We start from the raw sequence: 15,207 nt of genomic DNA, 5'->3' as shown, positions 1-15,207 counted from the left end.
CGGAATCTTTCAACGAAGGGTGTTCCCCTTGGTACAGGGAACACCCGGATCTAACGCAACGTGACGCGCTTACTTGGCAGCCCAGGCAGTGAAACGCTGCTCCAGGGATTCGCCGTTGTCAGTCCAGAACGACACGTTCATCTGCACCTGATCCTTGATGTTCTCAGGGGTCGTCGGCATGTTCTGCAGGGTTTCCTTGTCCAGCAGCGGTACCGCCTGAGTGTTGGCCGGGCCGTAGGCAATGTTCTGCGAGTAGACTTTCTGCTGTTCCGGGCTCAGGCTGTAGGCGATGAATTTCTTCGCGGCTTCAGCGTTTTTCGAACCCTTTGGAATGGCCCATGCGTCGAAGTCGTAGACGCCGCCAGTCCACACCACTTTCAGATTGCTTTCCTTTTGTACGGCGGCGATGCGACCGTTGTAGGCCGAGCTCATTACCACGTCGCCGGAGGCGAGGTATTGCGGCGGCTGTGCGCCGGCTTCCCACCACTGGATGTTCGGCTTGAGCTCATCGAGCTTCTTGAACGCGCGGTCCTGACCGTCTTTGCTGGCCAGCACTTTGTAGACGTCCTTCGGCGCAACGCCGTCGGCCATCAGAGCGAATTCCAGGGTGTACTTGGCGCCCTTGCGCAGGCCACGCTTGCCCGGAAATTTCTTGGTGTCCCAGAAATCCGCCCAGCCGCTCGGAGCACTGGCAACCTTGTCGGCGTTGTAGGCGAGTACGGTGGACCAGACGAAGAAACCGGCACCACAGGTGGTGATGGCGCCCGGAACATAGTCGGAAGCCTTGCCCAGCATCGCCGGGTCAAGTTCCTCGAACATGTCCTCGTCGCAGCCACGCGCCAGCTCCGGCGACTCGACTTCTACCAGATCCCAGGACACGCTTTTGGTGTCGACCATGGTCTTGATCTTGGCCATTTCACCGTTGTACTCACCGGCGATGATCTTGCCGTTACCCGCCTTTTCCCACGGCGCGTAAAAGGCTTTTTCCTGCGCGGACTTGTTGGCACCGCCGAAGGAAATGACCGTCAGGTCAGTGGCTGCCATGGTCTGCGCTGCGCACATCATCCCCAGGGTGATGGCGGTGAACTTCAATGATTTCAGCATTTATTCTTTTCTCCACGAGCAGTGTTGGTAAGCGATTGGAATGGGCGATCGATTCGCCTCTGTTATTGCTTTTATCGATAGATCAATGCACTTGCTGCAAGGGATCGAGCGCGCGCACGTGCTCGACTTGCCATCCGATGGGCACCACGTCGCCAACGCTCAGCGCAGGATCCAGCTCGGCGATAGGCTGCTTGACGAAGAAGTCGGTCTTGCCTGCCACTTCCAGACGCACACGCACGTGGTCGCCCAGGTAGATGAACTCGGCCACACGGCCGGAGAAACGATTGGTGCAGCTCTCGCTGCGGCCATTGAGATGGATGCGTTCCGGGCGAATGGACAGCGTGACAGGACCGCCCGGCTGCCCGACGTTGATCGCCAGCGCGTGGACTTTTTCACCGCGCTCCAGCTCGACGACGCAGCGGTCGCCATCCTGGCTGACCAGACGGCCGTTGAGGCGGTTGTTCTCGCCGATGAAGTTGGCCACGAAGGTGTTTTTCGGCTCTTCATACAGGCTGCGCGGCGGCGCGATCTGCTGGATTTCACCTTGATGGAACACTGCCACGCGGTCGGACATCGTCAGGGCTTCGCCCTGGTCGTGGGTCACGTACACCACGGTCACGCCGAGGCGCTGGTGGAGGTGCTTGATCTCCATCTGCATGTGCTCACGCAGTTGCTTGTCGAGTGCGCCGAGGGGTTCGTCCATCAGCACCAACTGCGGTTCGAAAACCAGCGCGCGGGCAAGGGCGACGCGCTGCTGCTGACCGCCGGACAACTGGGCCGGGTAGCGATGAGCGAACGTATCCAGCTGGACCATGCCCAGCGCACGTTTCACTTTCTCGCCGACATCGGTCTTGCTCATGCCACGCACCGACAGCGGGAACGCCAGGTTCTCGGCCACCGTCATATGCGGAAACAATGCGTAATTCTGAAACACCATGCCGATGTCGCGTTTGTGCGGTGGCACGTTATTGATGGCGCGGCCGCCGAGCAGGATTTCACCGGCAGTCGGGGTTTCGAAACCGGCCAGCATCATCAGGCTGGTGGTCTTGCCGGAGCCGGAGGGTCCGAGCAGGGTGAGAAACTCGCCTTTGCGAATATCCAGGTTGAGGTCTTTGACGATCAGTGCTTCGCCGTCGTAGCTCTTCTGCACACCACGAAAGCTGACCAGAACATCACTTGCTCCAGCGCTTGTATCGACGTCGCTCATTACCCACACCTTTGTTTTCTGTCTGCGTGGCTCGAAGACTAGAACAGCCCGAAGCCCCCGCAAATCGGGGCTGATGAGAGATTAGCCTAGGCAGGCTGGAAGGCCAGGGGTAGGGATTGCCCTACAAGGATGGCGGGGATGGGTATGTCTTCTAAACTGCGCGGAATCAGGTGGGAGCGGACTTGTCCGCGAAAAGTAGCCAACCCTGAGCATCTGCGTCGCCTAACCCATTCTTCGCGGACAAGTCCGCTCCCACGGGTCGGTGTCCAGAACTCTGATACATGTCGTTTTCAGACTCAGAGCAGCTTGTGCTCCATCGCATATTTCACAAGATCAGCCAGCGAGTTGAGCTTCATTTTCTGCATCAGGCGCGCCTTATGGGTGCTGATGGTCTTGCTGCTCAGTGCCAGTTGCTGGGCGATGTCGTTGACGTTCGCGCCCTGGGCCAGTCGTTCGAATACCGAAAATTCGCGCTCTGACAGCAGCGAGTGCAACGGGCGGTTGTCGGTAAGGCCCACCTCGAACACCATGCGGTCGGCCAGTTCGGGGTCGATGTAACGCCCGCCTGCCGCCACGCGACGGATCGCCGTCAGCAGCAGCGCCGGATCGCTGTCCTTGGTGGCGTAACCTGCGGCACCGACTTTCAAGGCGCGGGCCGCCATCTGCGCCTCGTCATGCATCGACAGCACCAGAATGGCTGGCGGATTGTTCAAGGCGCGAATTCTCGGGATCGCTTCAAGTCCGTTGACGCCCGGCATGGAAATATCCAGCAGCACCACCTCGCAAGCCACGTGGCGCAGCGTCTCCAGCAGTTGCTCGCCATTGCTCGCCTCGCCCACCACCTGCAGGTCCTTGGCCAGGCCGATCAACTGTTTGATGCCCTCACGCACGATGGTGTGGTCTTCGGCTACCAGTACACGGATCACTTTGCTCGCTCCTGTCCAGCGGGGTCCAACGGAATGTAGGCGCGCAAGGTTGTGCCCTCACCCAGCTCGCTGTCCAGTTCCAATCGACCGCCCAGCATCAATACCCGCTCGCGCATCCCGACCACGCCGAACGACGCCGACCTGCCGGACTCGATGACAAAGCCCTGCCCGTCGTCGGCAACCGTCATGCAGAGCATGTCGCGCTCGAGCGTCAGGCTGATTTCGACCGTGTGCGCCTGCGCGTGACGCATCACATTGGTCAGCGCCTCCTGAAGAATCCTGAACATCCCCGTCGCCTTCGCATCGCTGAGCGATGGCAGATTATCCGGAACCTGCACCAGACACGGGATCTGCGTGCGCGCCTCGAAACGCCGGGCCTGCCACTCGATGGCCGACGCAATGCCCGCATCGAGAATCGGCGGTCTGAGCGCGGTCGCCACATCGCGTACCAACTGGAACAACTGCGCGATCAGCTTCTTCATGCTGCCCAGCCGTTCTCTCAGGCCTGGGTCCAGATCGGCGTAGGCCAGTTCGCACATTGAGGTTTCCAGCTTGAGCACGGTCAGCATCTGCCCCAGTTCGTCGTGGACCTCGCGGGCAATTCTGGCTTTTTCTTCTTCACGCACGCTTTCCAGGTGAGCCGACAGTTCACGCAACTGATCATGAGCGCGACGTCGTTCGCTGACATCGCTGAGGAAGACCACCAGATATTCCGCCTCGCGAAAGCGCAGAAAGCTCAGCGACACATCGACTGGCAATACGCTGCCGTCGGCGCGCACACAATTGGTCTCGAACAACTGCGGGCTTTCTTCAGTCGAGCGAGCGTTTTTCCACAGGTTGAGCCAGCGATCCATATGCAGGCTGGGATCGAAATCAATCAAGGGCCTTTCGACGACTTTACCCGGCGCATAACCGAGCATGGTTTCTGCCGCCCGGTTGGCGTAGCGCACGCGGCTGTCCCAGTTGACCCAGAGAATGCCGACGGTGCTCTGGTCGATGGAAAACTGCGCCAACCGTAGCGACTCCTCGCCTTGCACCCGGCGGGCGATGTCATCGCGGGCCGTGAGCAACTCCTGCTCGAGCGCCTGCTGCTGACGACGTTGCCAGATCACGATGGCGAAACAGGCCAGCAGCATCACCAGCAGCAGGATGCACAGGTTCTGCCAGAGGCCCGGTGATTCGATGAAATGCGAAGGCGTCAGCGGCATCCAGCGGGTGTGCAGTTGGTCCAGTTCTCTGGCCGGAATGGCACGCAACGCTTCACCGATGATGTCCGCAAGCTCCGGGGCATCCCGGCGCGACGCGACCCTCAGCAACAGCGGCAGGCCGATGTCGCCCACCACCGCAAGACCTGCAAACTCGGGCTCCCGCAGCAGGCGACTGAGCTGGGCTTCATCGGCCACGGCATAGCGCGCCTGCTGACTGAGCAGCAACTGCAAGGCCTGACGCTCCAGCGGTACGCCTTGCAGATTCAGGTGCGGGTAATTGCTGCGCAGGTAATCGGCCGTGGCGCTGGGCATGCGCACCGCCACTCGGGAGAGACTGTCGAGCTTGTCCAGATCCACGGCGGTGCTGCCGTCCCGTTCGCCGATCAACAACTGGGACACTCGCAGATAGGGATCGGAGAACAGCCAGAGCTTGAGTCCTGCAGGCGTTTGGGTCAGACCAGGCGCAACGTCCACTTCGCCCTCGGCCAGCGCTTTCTCGAGCGCAGCCTGATCAGCGAAATTTCGCCACAGCAATTCCACCGGCAGCGTGGCCGCCAGGGCATTCATGAACTCGACGTTGGCCCCCGACAACTGCTGCAGGCGCTGATCGAACTGCGCATAGGGCGCACGCAGGACAAGGCCGACGCGCAACGGGCCATGCTGTTTCAGCCAGTCGCGCTGCACCGGACTCAGTTGGGCACGTGCAGCAATGTCAGATGCATCGAACTGTGCATTTGCCGCCTGCGCCATCAAGAGCACAGCCAGGCAGCCGATAAAACCGATGCACCGAAGACGAGTTAGCAACGTGTCGTTCTCATATAGAGGTAGTGCGCCCAGGCTCACGCCTGACAAAAGCCGATCAACCCATTAGGCTGCCGGTATCGTTTCTGGCTTGGAATATCCGATGTCCCACACCATTCGCGCAATGTTTCCTGCATTGTTTCTGTCATTGATCATTCCTTGTGCCCTGCCTGCCCTGGCAGCAGATGCACCAAAGGACGCGGCCAAAGACGCTCCCGAAGAGCGCGCGCCACTGCCCAGCCGCGCGCAGGAAGATGCCATCGCGCTTGAGCGTCAACTGCCCAAAGAGGATCAGCAGCAACTGCAGGCAGGCGACGAAAGCTTTCTGGCGCTCTGGAAACCGGCCAACACTGACGAGCCGCAAGGTGCCGTCATTATCCTGCCTGGCGCAGGCGAATCGCCGGACTGGCCCGACGTGGTCGGCCCGCTGCGACGCAAGTTTCCCAATGTCGGCTGGTCCAGCCTGAGCGTCACCTTACCGGACGCACAGGACACTGCGCTGATGCCGCGTGACACTGACGCCGCGACCGGCGACGCCAGCGCTGAAAAACCCAAGGAAGCGCCAAAGGATGCGCCTGCCAAGGATGCGGCCGCCGAGGCAGAAGCCCAGGCCAGCGCCGACACGGCCAAGGCAGCGGCCGATGAAGAACGCAACAAGGCCCAGGCTGAAAGGGTCTTTGCCCGCATTGATAGCGCGATTGCCTTTGCGCAGCAGAACAAGGCGCACAGCATCGTATTGCTCGGCCACAGCAGCGGCGCTTATTGGGCGACGCGCTACATGAGCGAGCGCCCGTCGCCTCTGGTGCAGAAACTGGTGTTGGTGGCCGCACGCGAACCGCTCGACACGCCACCGTCACTGCTGGACATGGTGCCCACGCTGAAGGTCAATACCGCCGACTTCATCTACAAAAACCCGCCCCAGCAGGCAGCGACCGAACGCCTCCAGGCCAGCAAACGCGCCAAGGGACCGGGCTTCACACAAATCGGGCTGATCAATATTGCAGGCAATGCAGAGACAGAGCAGGAACAACTGTTCCGCCGGGTTCGCGGATGGGTCGAGGCCAAATAGGCCGGGGATGCTCTTGGCGTGTTGAAACACGCTGTCCGTAGCAATCACCAGATTGGGGGAGGCCCCACCACGTCTCCGACGTAGCGCTGTCGCGCAGCAAACACCGGGCGTCGTGGGAGCGAACTTGTCCGCGAATGCTGCATTTCAGTCGCTGAACCTTCATCGTCTGCACCACCCCTTCGCGGACAAGTCCGCTCCCACAAAATCCAGTTTCTTCAGTGGGTTGCAGGTTGTTTGATAAGAGGCGGCTTGCCGGCGATGAACGATGACGCGACTTTCCTGACATGCCGCGTCGACTGCATCGCCGGCAAGCCGCCTCCCACTCATAGGGGTGAGCATCATCACTGAAACCCGCGACGCGCCTTGATCAGTCGATAGGCGTTGTGCAGTTCGCTGGTTTTCTCGGTCGCTACACGCACCTGCAATGAGCTGGCGCCCGAGCCTGCGATCTTGTCCGGGTGGTGGCGGCTGAGCAGCCGCCGGTAGGCACGCTTGATGGTCACAGGATCGGTGTCGGCCTTTACGCCCAGCAACAGCAGTGCACCCTTGTAGGCGTCAATACTGCCGATTGACGGCCGCTTCATCGGATCATGTTCGGCGGCCAGCGCCTCGATCTGCGGCTCGGTCCAGCCCAGCCACATGCCCCACACGCCAATCAGCTCGCGCTCGGCCCGGGACGCCTTGCCATCGGCCCACGCCATGCGCCAACAGGCACGTAACAATCCTTCGGCCTTGTCCGATTGATCACGCAAACCGCGCAGATAACTGCGCAGTCCATCGGATCCGTCCTTGCCGCGCTTGAACGCATTGATTGCACGCAACTGACCCGCCTTGTCCATGCTCAGTCGTTGCATCTCGACCCGCGCCTGATGGATGTGACTGGCGACCACGCGCCCGTCACATTTGGCCAGGCGCCCCAGCAGCACAAACAGCAACTCGTCGTCATGAACAGCCGGGCGACCACCCAGCCGCTCACGCAGATGTGCCCAGCTGTACAGTTTCAATCGACGGTCCAGCGCCTGCCCCAGCAAGGCGCCCAGCATCGCACCGGGTATGTCGGCAATCGCGTACCCGATACCAGCGCCTGCCAGTGTGCCCGGCCAGATCATTCAGTACGTCCCGCCAGCAACTGCTCCACTTCAGCCAGCCGTTCATGAGTACCGACATCCACCCAGCGCCCGCTGAAATGCTCACCGGTTACCTGCCCTTCACGCATGGCATCACGCAGCAACGGCGCCAGCTTGAACGCGCCCGCCTCGCAACCGGCGAACAGTTCAGGATGCAAAATCGCGATACCGCTGTAGGTGAGGCGATGCCCAGCCGAGTCGTCATCGAGTACCTGACCGTCAACCAGCGAGAAATCCCCCGTCGGGTGATGCGCCGGGTTGTCGATCAACACCAGATGCGCAAGCCCCGTCAACGGTCGACGCAGCGAGGCGAAGTCGTAGTCCGTCCAGATGTCGCCATTGACCACCACAAACGGCTCGTCGCCCAGCAAAGGGAGGGCGCGGAAGATGCCGCCACCTGTTTCCAACGGCTCACCTTCAGGGGAGTAACGGATGTTCAGGCCGAAGCGCTGGCCGTCGCCAAGCCAGTCTTCGATCTGCTGACCCAGCCACGCATGGTTGATGACCAGATCGTGGAACCCGGCCTCACGCAAAGCATTGAGGTGATATTCGATCAAAGGCACACCACCTGCGCGCACCAGAGGTTTTGGCGTGTGCAGGGTCAACGGGCGCATGCGCTCGCCTTTCCCGGCAGCGAGAATCATCGCTTTCATGCAATCCTCTTCAACACAATCGGTACCTTTTTCAAAATGAGTCAGACGGCTGTCTCGACCGGCTGCTGCAGGCTGGTCAGCAACTGACCCAGTTGCGCCAGTTCCGGACGTCGCGAAAGAACGGCTTCTATATAGGCGAAAAAGCGTGGAACGTCGCCCAGATAACGCGGCTTGCCATCGCGATGACAGATACGCGCGAAGATGCCGATGACTTTCAAGTGACGCTGTACGCCCATCAGGTCGCTGGCCCGCTCGAACGCAGCGAAGTCTTCATGGACCGGAATGCCCAGCGCCCGCGCCTTGTCCCAGTAGATTTTCAACCAGTCGCTGACGCGCTCCTGCGGCCAACTCAGGAACGCATCCTTGAACAGGCAGGTGATGTCGTAGGTGACTGGGCCATACACGGCATCCTGAAAATCCAGCACGCCCGGATTGGGCTCGCTGATCATCAGGTTCCGAGGCATATAGTCGCGATGCACCAGCACCTTGGGTTGTATCAGCGCACTTTCGATCAGCAGGTCGCTGGCCTGCTGCCAGTCAGCCAGTTGCGCCTCGTCCATGTCGATGCCCAGATGACGCTTCACGTACCACTCGGGAAACAGCTCCAGTTCACGGCGCAGCAAGGCCACGTCATAGCTGGGCAACGGCGCATCCATCGGCAATTGTTGATAAGCCAGCAACGACTCGATGGCGTCGGCAAATAACATATCCGCGTTATCGGCATCGATCACGTCCAGATAAGTCTGACGCCCCAGATCATTGAGCAGCAAAAAGCCCTGCGCGAGGTCCTCGGCATAAATTTTCGGAACATTTATGCCGGACTTTTCCAGCAAATGAGCGATATCCACAAACGGTTTGCAGTTTTCCTGGGGTGGCGGCGCGTCCATCACAATAAAAGTTCGCCCTTCGCCCTCCCAACGGAAATAACGGCGAAAACTCGCGTCGCTACTGGCCGCAGTCAACGTGGCCGGGGGTACGGCGCCCCAATTGTGCGCGGAGAACAGCGCTGGCAACTGCTTATCCAGCCAAACTTTCAGGGATTGCAGGCGTATATCTTGATCTGGCATTACAAGGGTCTCCGACGGCGCTAGCCGTCAAGCGGGTCATGCTTTATTATCCGGAATCTTTTTCAGCCCATCGAGAGGCGTGCGGCCCCCCCGCGGGCAGATGGCGCGCAGGAAGCCCGGACTAATAAGATGGCATTGAAATCCCCCGCGTTTCGTAAAAAATTTCCGTTGCTCGTAACCGGCAGTCTGCTGGCGATGCAACCTCTGGCCACTCAATTCGTGGTTGCCGCGGAACAGTATGACTGCTCAGTCTCTGCTTCGGGTGCCTGGAATTGTGCGCCTAAATCCGGCACCGCTGCCGTTGAACTGCCTCCGCGCCCCGTGCACAGCACGACGTCGGTCAGTTCCAACGGTACTGTGACCTCGGAAAGCACTTCCGCCGGCGAACCGGTTGCGACCACGCAACTGGTGACCGAAGCCAAGGGCAAAGGCCTGAGGTCGCGTAGTGCTGACTACAGTCACCTCGATTGGGTTCCTCGTGAAAAGCTCACCGCAGCGCAACTGGCCGAAACCGGTCCGTATTGCTCGGGTGCCTACGTAGAGCCGATTCGCCCGGGCATGGACGACAAGACGAAAATGAGCGATGCACCGATGTTCGTCGGTGCAAAAGCCTCGCGTTACGAGCAGGAAGCACAGGTTGCGACCCTCGCTGGTGACGTCGTGTTGCGTCAAGGCAGCATGCAGGTTCAGGCTCAGGAAGCCGCCCTGCATCAGGCCGAGAACCGTGGCGAGCTGAACGGTGACGTGCGTCTGCGTGACAACGGCGCACTGATCGTCGGCGACAAGGCCGAACTGCAGCTCGACACCGGCGAAGCCCGTGTCGACAACGCCGAGTACGTCCTGCACAAGTCGAACATTCGCGGTAACGCTCTGTACGCCAAGCGTGCCGAGAACGCGATCATTCGCCTCAAGGACGGCACATACACCACGTGCGAGCCGAACAGCAACGCCTGGACGCTCAAAGGCAACAACATCACGCTGAACCCGGCCACCGGTTTCGGCACCGCGACCAACGTGACGCTGCGGGTCAAGGACGTACCGGTACTCTACACGCCGTACATCTACTTCCCGATCGACGACCGTCGCCAGTCCGGTTTCCTGCCGCCTACCATCGGTACAGGCAGCGACACCGGTTTCACGCTGGTCACGCCTTACTACTTCAACCTGGCGCCGAACTACGACGCCACGTTGTACCCACGCTATATGGCCAAGCGCGGCCTCTTGATGGAAGGCGAGTTCCGCTACCTGACCAAGAGCAGCGAAGGCCAGTTCGGTGGCGGCTACCTGAACGACGAAGACGACGAGCGCAAGCTGCAGTCGGACTACGACAAGACGCGCTGGATGATCAACTGGCAGCACACGGGCGGGCTTGATTCGCGCTGGCTGACCAAGGTCGACTACACCGATATCAGTGACCCTTACTACTTCCAGGACCTGGAAACCGATCAGATCGGAGTGAGCAGAACCGACTTCATCAATCAACAGGGCTCCCTGACGTATCGCGGTGATTACTACTCGGCGTACTTCAACGCTCAGGCGTACAAGCTCGCGACCGTTGCAAACATCACGCCTTACAACCGCCTGCCGCAGATCACCTTCAACGGTACCCTGCCTTACAACCCGGGCGGGTTGAAGTTCGACTATCAGACAGAGGCGGTTCGTTTCGAACGTGATTTGCGCGATGGCAACTTCGTTGATGAAAACGGCATCTCTTCACGTCGTCTGGACACAAACGTTGCGGGGCTTGCACGTGCAAACGGTGACCGTCTGAACCTGGCACCATCGGTCAGCTTGCCGATGAACTGGACCTACGGTTTCATCACGCCGAAGCTCAAGTATGTCTACACCCAATACGATCTGAGTCTGGACGGCCTGGGCAAGACCTCACTGCTGGCTGACGAAGAGTACAGCAGCAGCCAAAGCCGCAGCGTACCGATCTTCAGTGTCGACAGCGGCCTGTACTTCGACCGCAACACGCAATGGTTCGGCAAGAACTATCGCCAGACCCTCGAACCACGTCTGTTCTATCTTTATGTTCCCAAGAAAGACCAGACCGATATTCCGGTTTTCGATTCGGGTGAAAGCACGTTCAACTACTCGTCCCTGTTCCGCGACAACCGGTTCAGTGGTGTCGACCGTATTGGTGACGAGAACAAGCTGTCGCTGGGCATAACCAACCGCTGGATCGAAGACAACGGCTTTGAGCGTCAGACGTTCAGCATTGGCCAGGCGATCTATTTCAAAGACCGCGAGGTCCAGTTGCCCGGCATCACCTTTGCCGATCGTGACGATGCCAAGGCCAACGTTTCGCCGTACGCCCTCGAATACGCTTTCCGCTTCAACCGCGACTGGCGGTTCAACTCCGACTTCAACTGGGATCCGGACAGCAAGAGCACCCGTTCGGCCAGCGCGATGTTCCACTACCAGCCTGAAGACGACCCGAACAAGGTCGTCAACGCCGGCTTCCGCTACCGCAATGACCAGATCCGTTTCGACCAGACAACTGGCCGCTGGACCGTGGGCGGTGGCGATTACGGCTCGCCGGGTGATGCGAACTACGTGAAGGACTACTACAAGATCCAGCAGTATGACTTCTCGGTCATCTGGCCGATTGTCCCGCAGTGGAACCTCATCAGCCGCTGGCAGTATGACTACAACCGCGACCGTACCATCGAGGCCTTTGGTGGTTTCGAATACGACAACTGCTGCTGGAAGCTGCGTCTGATCAACCGTTACTGGATTGATTACGACGAGTTCAGCCAGGAAGCGCCTCAGAACGAAAAAGGCGACCGCGGCATATTCCTACAAATCGTGTTGAAGGGACTCGGCGGCGTGACCGGCGCCAAAGTAGAGAGCTTCCTCGACAAAGGCATCCAAGGTTATCGTGAACGTGAAGACCAAGCTTTCTGATTGTCTGCGCCCGCTGATGCTGGGCGCGTTACTCCTGAGCGGTGCGGTGCATGCAGCGGTTCAGCCTCTGGACAGTGTCGTGGCCATCGTCGACAACGACGTGATCATGAAAAGCCAGATGGACCAGCGTGTTCGTGAAGTTCAGCAAACCATCGCCAAGCGCGGGTCGGGCGTACCGCCTGCCGAAGCACTGCAGCAGCAGGTTCTGGATCGTCTGATTCTGGAAAACCTGCAGTTGCAGATTGGCGAGCGCTCCGGCATTCGCGTCACTGACGAAGAACTGAATCAGGCCATCGGCACCATCGCTCAGCGCAACAACATGAGCGTTGACCAGTTCCGTGCAGCACTGGCCCATGACGGTCTGTCATACAACGATGCACGCGAGCAGGTTCGTCGCGAGATGATCATCAGCCGTGTGCGCCAGCGTCGTGTGGCCGAGCGTATCCAGGTCTCCGAGCAGGAAGTGAAGAACTTCCTGGCCTCCGATCTGGGCAAGGCTCAGCTGTCCGAAGAGTTTCACCTGGCCAACATCATGATCGCCACACCTGACAGTGCATCGTCCGATGCCATTCAGGCGGCAGCGCGCAGGGCCAAGGACGTTTACGACCAGTTGAAGAAAGGCGCCGACTTCGCACAGATGGCGATTGCCAAATCGTCGAGCGAAAGCGCGCTGGAAGGCGGCGACATGGGCTGGCGCAAGGCAGCCCAGTTGCCACCTCCGTTCGGCGACATGCTCAGCTCGATGCCAATTGGTGACGTGACGCCTCCGGCGCGCACACCGGGCGGCTTCATCATCCTCAAGCTGCTGGAAAAGCGCGGTGGACAGGGTCAGGCTCAAATGCGCGATGAAGTGCATGTGCGCCACATCCTGATCAAGCCAAGCGAAATCCGCAGCGAAGAAGAAACCAAGCGTCTGGCTGCCAAGATCTATAACCGCATCGAAAACGGTGAAGATTTCGGCGAACTGGCGAAGAGTTTCTCGGAAGATCCGGGTTCGGCGCTCAACGGCGGTGACCTGAACTGGGTCGATCCCAACTCGCTGGTTCCAGAGTTCCGCGAAGTGATGACCGAGACGCCTCAGGGCGTGGTCTCCAAACCGTTCAAGACTGCTTATGGCTGGCACGTTCTGGAAGTTCTGGGCCGTCGCGCCACGGACGCCACCAGTCAGGCTCGTGATCAGCAAGCGTTGAACGTACTGCGTAACCGCAAGTACGACGAAGAGCTGCAAACCTGGCTGCGTCAGATCCGTGACGAAGCGTACGTTGAAATCAAGCTTCCTGGCGCAGCCCAGGCTGCTCAGTGAAACCAAAGCGCTTCGCCCTGACACCCGGCGAGCCGGCTGGCATAGGTCCCGACCTTTGCCTGCTGCTCGCCACGCAGCCTCAGCCACACCCCCTGATTGCCATTACCAGCCGCGACCTGCTCACCGAGCGGGCCGCGCAACTGGGCGTGGCCGTCAACCTGCTCGACGTGATGCCAGATGCCCTCCCCGACTCGCCCGCCCCTGCGGGCAGCCTGTATGTCTGGGATACACCGCTGGCAGCCCCAGTGGTAACGGGTCAACTGAACACGGCCAACGCCGGGTTCGTGCTGCAAACCCTGACACGCGCCGGACAAGGCTGCCTCGACGGCCTGTTCAGCGGCATGATTACCGCCCCGGTGCACAAGGGCGTGATCAACGAAGGCGGCTTTGCCTTCTCCGGACACACCGAATTCCTCGCCGAACTGACCCATACCGAACAGGTCGTGATGATGCTGGCCACGGGTGACTTGCGAGTTGCACTGGTCACCACACACCTGCCGTTGCGCGATGTGGCCGATGCCATTACCCCGGACCGGCTGGAACGCGTCACGCGCATCCTGCATGCCGATCTGGTGAACAAGTTCGGCATCCCTCACCCGCGCATCCTGGTGTGCGGTCTCAATCCGCATGCAGGCGAGAGCGGGCATCTGGGGCGCGAGGAAATCGACATCATCGAACCGACTCTGGAGCGTCTGCGCAGCGACGGCCTGGACCTGCGTGGTCCGCTGCCTGCCGACACTCTGTTTACCCCCAAATATCTGGAGCACTGCGATGCGGTGCTGGCGATGTACCACGATCAGGGCCTGCCCGTACTGAAGTACAAAGGCTTCGGCGCAGCCGTCAATGTGACGCTGGGCCTGCCGATCATTCGTACGTCCGTCGACCACGGCACCGCGCTGGACCTGGCGGGCAGTGGCAAGATCGACACCGGCAGCCTGCACGTCGCACTGCAAACCGCCTACCAGATGGCCGAGACCCATTCATGACCGAGCTATACCAACACCGGGCGCGCAAGCGTTTCGGGCAGAACTTCCTGCACGACGCAGGCGTTATCGACAAGATCCTGCGCGCGATTCGTGCCAAACCCGAAGACCGCCTGCTGGAAATCGGTCCGGGCCAGGGCGCATTGACGGAAGGCCTGCTCAACAGCGGTGCCCGCCTCGATGTCGTGGAGCTGGACAAGGACCTGATCCCGATCCTCAACAGCCAGTTCGCCGGCAAGCCGAACTTCAACCTGCATCAGGGTGATGCGCTGAAGTTCGACTTCAACAGCCTGGGTGCCGAGCCGCGCAGCCTGAGGGTCGTCGGCAACCTGCCGTACAACATCTCGACGCCGCTGATCTTCCACCTTTTGCAGAACGCCGGTCTGATCCGCGACATGCACTTCATGTTGCAGAAGGAAGTGGTCGAGCGCCTTGCAGCCGGCCCTGGCGGCGGTGACTGGGGTCGCCTGTCGATCATGGTCCAGTATCACTGTCGCGTAGAGCACCTGTTCAACGTGGGGCCTGGTGCGTTCAACCCGCCGCCCAAAGTGGACTCGGCCATTGTGCGCCTCGTGCCGCACGAAACCCTGCCCCACCCGGCCAAGGATCACCGCCTGCTGGAGCGCGTCGTACGTGAAGCCTTCAACCAGCGTCGCAAGACCCTGCGCAACACCTTGAAACTGCTGTTGAGCAGTGATGACATCACCGCTGCGGGTGTAGACGGCAGTCTGCGTCCGGAGCAACTGGACCTGGCCGCTTTCGTTCGTCTGTCCGACAAGCTGGGCGAGAAAGCCCTCGCGGAGTAAGCATTGGTAACAGGTAAACGGCTGACGGCCATTGGTCATTTTC

General features: G+C 60.2%; 12 protein-coding genes. 5 read left to right on the top strand and 7 right to left on the bottom strand.

The features are described 5' to 3' along the window. Window positions 1-69: 69 nt before the first annotated feature. From QRN20_RS14495 to QRN20_RS14480, 4 genes are all read right to left on the bottom strand, one after another. The gene (locus QRN20_RS14495; RefSeq protein ID WP_004885367.1) at window positions 70-1,104 is read right to left on the bottom strand and encodes a polyamine ABC transporter substrate-binding protein; all 1,035 of its coding nucleotides are present in this window, start codon (window positions 1,102-1,104) and stop codon (window positions 70-72) included. A gap of 82 nt (window positions 1,105-1,186) precedes the next feature. Beyond that, the gene (locus QRN20_RS14490) at window positions 1,187-2,311 is read right to left on the bottom strand and encodes an ABC transporter ATP-binding protein (RefSeq protein ID WP_025995960.1); all 1,125 of its coding nucleotides are present in this window, start codon (window positions 2,309-2,311) and stop codon (window positions 1,187-1,189) included. A 296-nt stretch (window positions 2,312-2,607) separates the two neighbouring features. Then, entirely contained in the window at window positions 2,608-3,237 is a 630-nt protein-coding gene (locus QRN20_RS14485; RefSeq protein WP_004885362.1) for a response regulator, read from the bottom strand. Next, window positions 3,234-5,195, bottom strand: coding sequence for a sensor histidine kinase (locus tag QRN20_RS14480; protein WP_423242102.1), 1,962 nt, complete (start codon window positions 5,193-5,195; stop codon window positions 3,234-3,236). Before QRN20_RS14480 ends, QRN20_RS14485 begins: the two co-directional genes overlap by 4 nt. A 154-nt stretch (window positions 5,196-5,349) precedes the next feature. Here QRN20_RS14480 and QRN20_RS14475 point away from each other — a divergent pair, with 154 nt between their 5' ends. Further along, on the top strand, window positions 5,350-6,315 hold the full coding sequence (locus QRN20_RS14475; RefSeq protein ID WP_058431035.1) for an alpha/beta hydrolase family protein: 966 nt from the start codon (window positions 5,350-5,352) through the stop codon (window positions 6,313-6,315). A 341-nt stretch (window positions 6,316-6,656) separates the two neighbouring features. Here QRN20_RS14475 and QRN20_RS14470 read toward each other — a convergent pair whose 3' ends face one another. Genes QRN20_RS14470 through QRN20_RS14460 form a run of 3 tightly spaced genes read right to left on the bottom strand, consistent with a single transcriptional unit; the run spans window position 6,657 to window position 9,162 of the window. Further along, complete coding sequence (locus QRN20_RS14470) at window positions 6,657-7,424, bottom strand: TerB family tellurite resistance protein (protein WP_029243368.1); 768 nt, start codon at window positions 7,422-7,424, stop codon at window positions 6,657-6,659. After that, window positions 7,421-8,095, bottom strand: a complete 675-nt coding sequence (gene murU / locus QRN20_RS14465) for an N-acetylmuramate alpha-1-phosphate uridylyltransferase MurU (protein ID WP_088234460.1) — start codon at window positions 8,093-8,095, stop codon at window positions 7,421-7,423. Before murU ends, QRN20_RS14470 begins: the two co-directional genes overlap by 4 nt. Before the next feature lie 41 nt (window positions 8,096-8,136). Beyond that, window positions 8,137-9,162: an aminoglycoside phosphotransferase family protein gene (locus QRN20_RS14460; RefSeq protein WP_122417512.1), complete on the bottom strand. Its 1,026-nt coding sequence runs from the start codon at window positions 9,160-9,162 to the stop codon at window positions 8,137-8,139. Window positions 9,163-9,291: 129 nt separating this feature from the next. Between QRN20_RS14460 and QRN20_RS14455 the strand changes: the two genes are divergently transcribed. The 4 genes from QRN20_RS14455 to rsmA are packed head-to-tail and all read left to right on the top strand — an operon-like array spanning window position 9,292 to window position 15,164. After that, the gene (locus tag QRN20_RS14455; RefSeq protein ID WP_122433379.1) at window positions 9,292-12,072 is read left to right on the top strand and encodes an LPS-assembly protein LptD; all 2,781 of its coding nucleotides are present in this window, start codon (window positions 9,292-9,294) and stop codon (window positions 12,070-12,072) included. Continuing rightward, window positions 12,053-13,375 carry a peptidylprolyl isomerase gene (locus tag QRN20_RS14450; protein ID WP_058431076.1) on the top strand — a complete coding sequence of 441 codons (1,323 nt, stop codon included), beginning with the start codon at window positions 12,053-12,055 and terminating at the stop codon, window positions 13,373-13,375. Before QRN20_RS14455 ends, QRN20_RS14450 begins: the two co-directional genes overlap by 20 nt. Beyond that, window positions 13,372-14,361: a 4-hydroxythreonine-4-phosphate dehydrogenase PdxA gene (gene pdxA, locus QRN20_RS14445; protein ID WP_058431040.1), complete on the top strand. Its 990-nt coding sequence runs from the start codon at window positions 13,372-13,374 to the stop codon at window positions 14,359-14,361. Before QRN20_RS14450 ends, pdxA begins: the two co-directional genes overlap by 4 nt. Further along, entirely contained in the window at window positions 14,358-15,164 is an 807-nt protein-coding gene (gene rsmA / locus QRN20_RS14440; RefSeq protein WP_096767449.1) for a 16S rRNA (adenine(1518)-N(6)/adenine(1519)-N(6))-dimethyltransferase RsmA, read from the top strand. Before pdxA ends, rsmA begins: the two co-directional genes overlap by 4 nt. The last annotated feature ends 43 nt before the right edge of the window (window positions 15,165-15,207 follow it).

The organism is Pseudomonas sp. fls2-241-TYG-175 (assembly GCF_030209155.1).
Classification (GTDB): domain Bacteria; phylum Pseudomonadota; class Gammaproteobacteria; order Pseudomonadales; family Pseudomonadaceae; genus Aquipseudomonas; species Aquipseudomonas viridiflava.
Note: the sequence above shows the minus strand (reverse complement) of the source record. Positions and strands in the feature narration are given on the sequence as shown.

Coding starts and splice junctions, on each gene's coding strand:
- murU (WP_088234460.1), bottom strand. CDS start 8,095: ATGAAAGCGATGATTCTCGCTGCCGGGAAAGGCGAGCGCATGCGCCCG.
- QRN20_RS14480 (WP_423242102.1), bottom strand. CDS start 5,195: ATGGCGCAGGCGGCAAATGCACAGTTCGATGCATCTGACATTGCTGCA.
- QRN20_RS14495 (WP_004885367.1), bottom strand. CDS start 1,104: ATGCTGAAATCATTGAAGTTCACCGCCATCACCCTGGGGATGATGTGC.
- QRN20_RS14470 (WP_029243368.1), bottom strand. CDS start 7,424: ATGATCTGGCCGGGCACACTGGCAGGCGCTGGTATCGGGTACGCGATT.
- rsmA (WP_096767449.1), top strand. CDS start 14,358: ATGACCGAGCTATACCAACACCGGGCGCGCAAGCGTTTCGGGCAGAAC.
- QRN20_RS14475 (WP_058431035.1), top strand. CDS start 5,350: ATGTCCCACACCATTCGCGCAATGTTTCCTGCATTGTTTCTGTCATTG.
- QRN20_RS14455 (WP_122433379.1), top strand. CDS start 9,292: ATGGCATTGAAATCCCCCGCGTTTCGTAAAAAATTTCCGTTGCTCGTA.
- QRN20_RS14490 (WP_025995960.1), bottom strand. CDS start 2,311: ATGAGCGACGTCGATACAAGCGCTGGAGCAAGTGATGTTCTGGTCAGC.
- QRN20_RS14460 (WP_122417512.1), bottom strand. CDS start 9,162: ATGCCAGATCAAGATATACGCCTGCAATCCCTGAAAGTTTGGCTGGAT.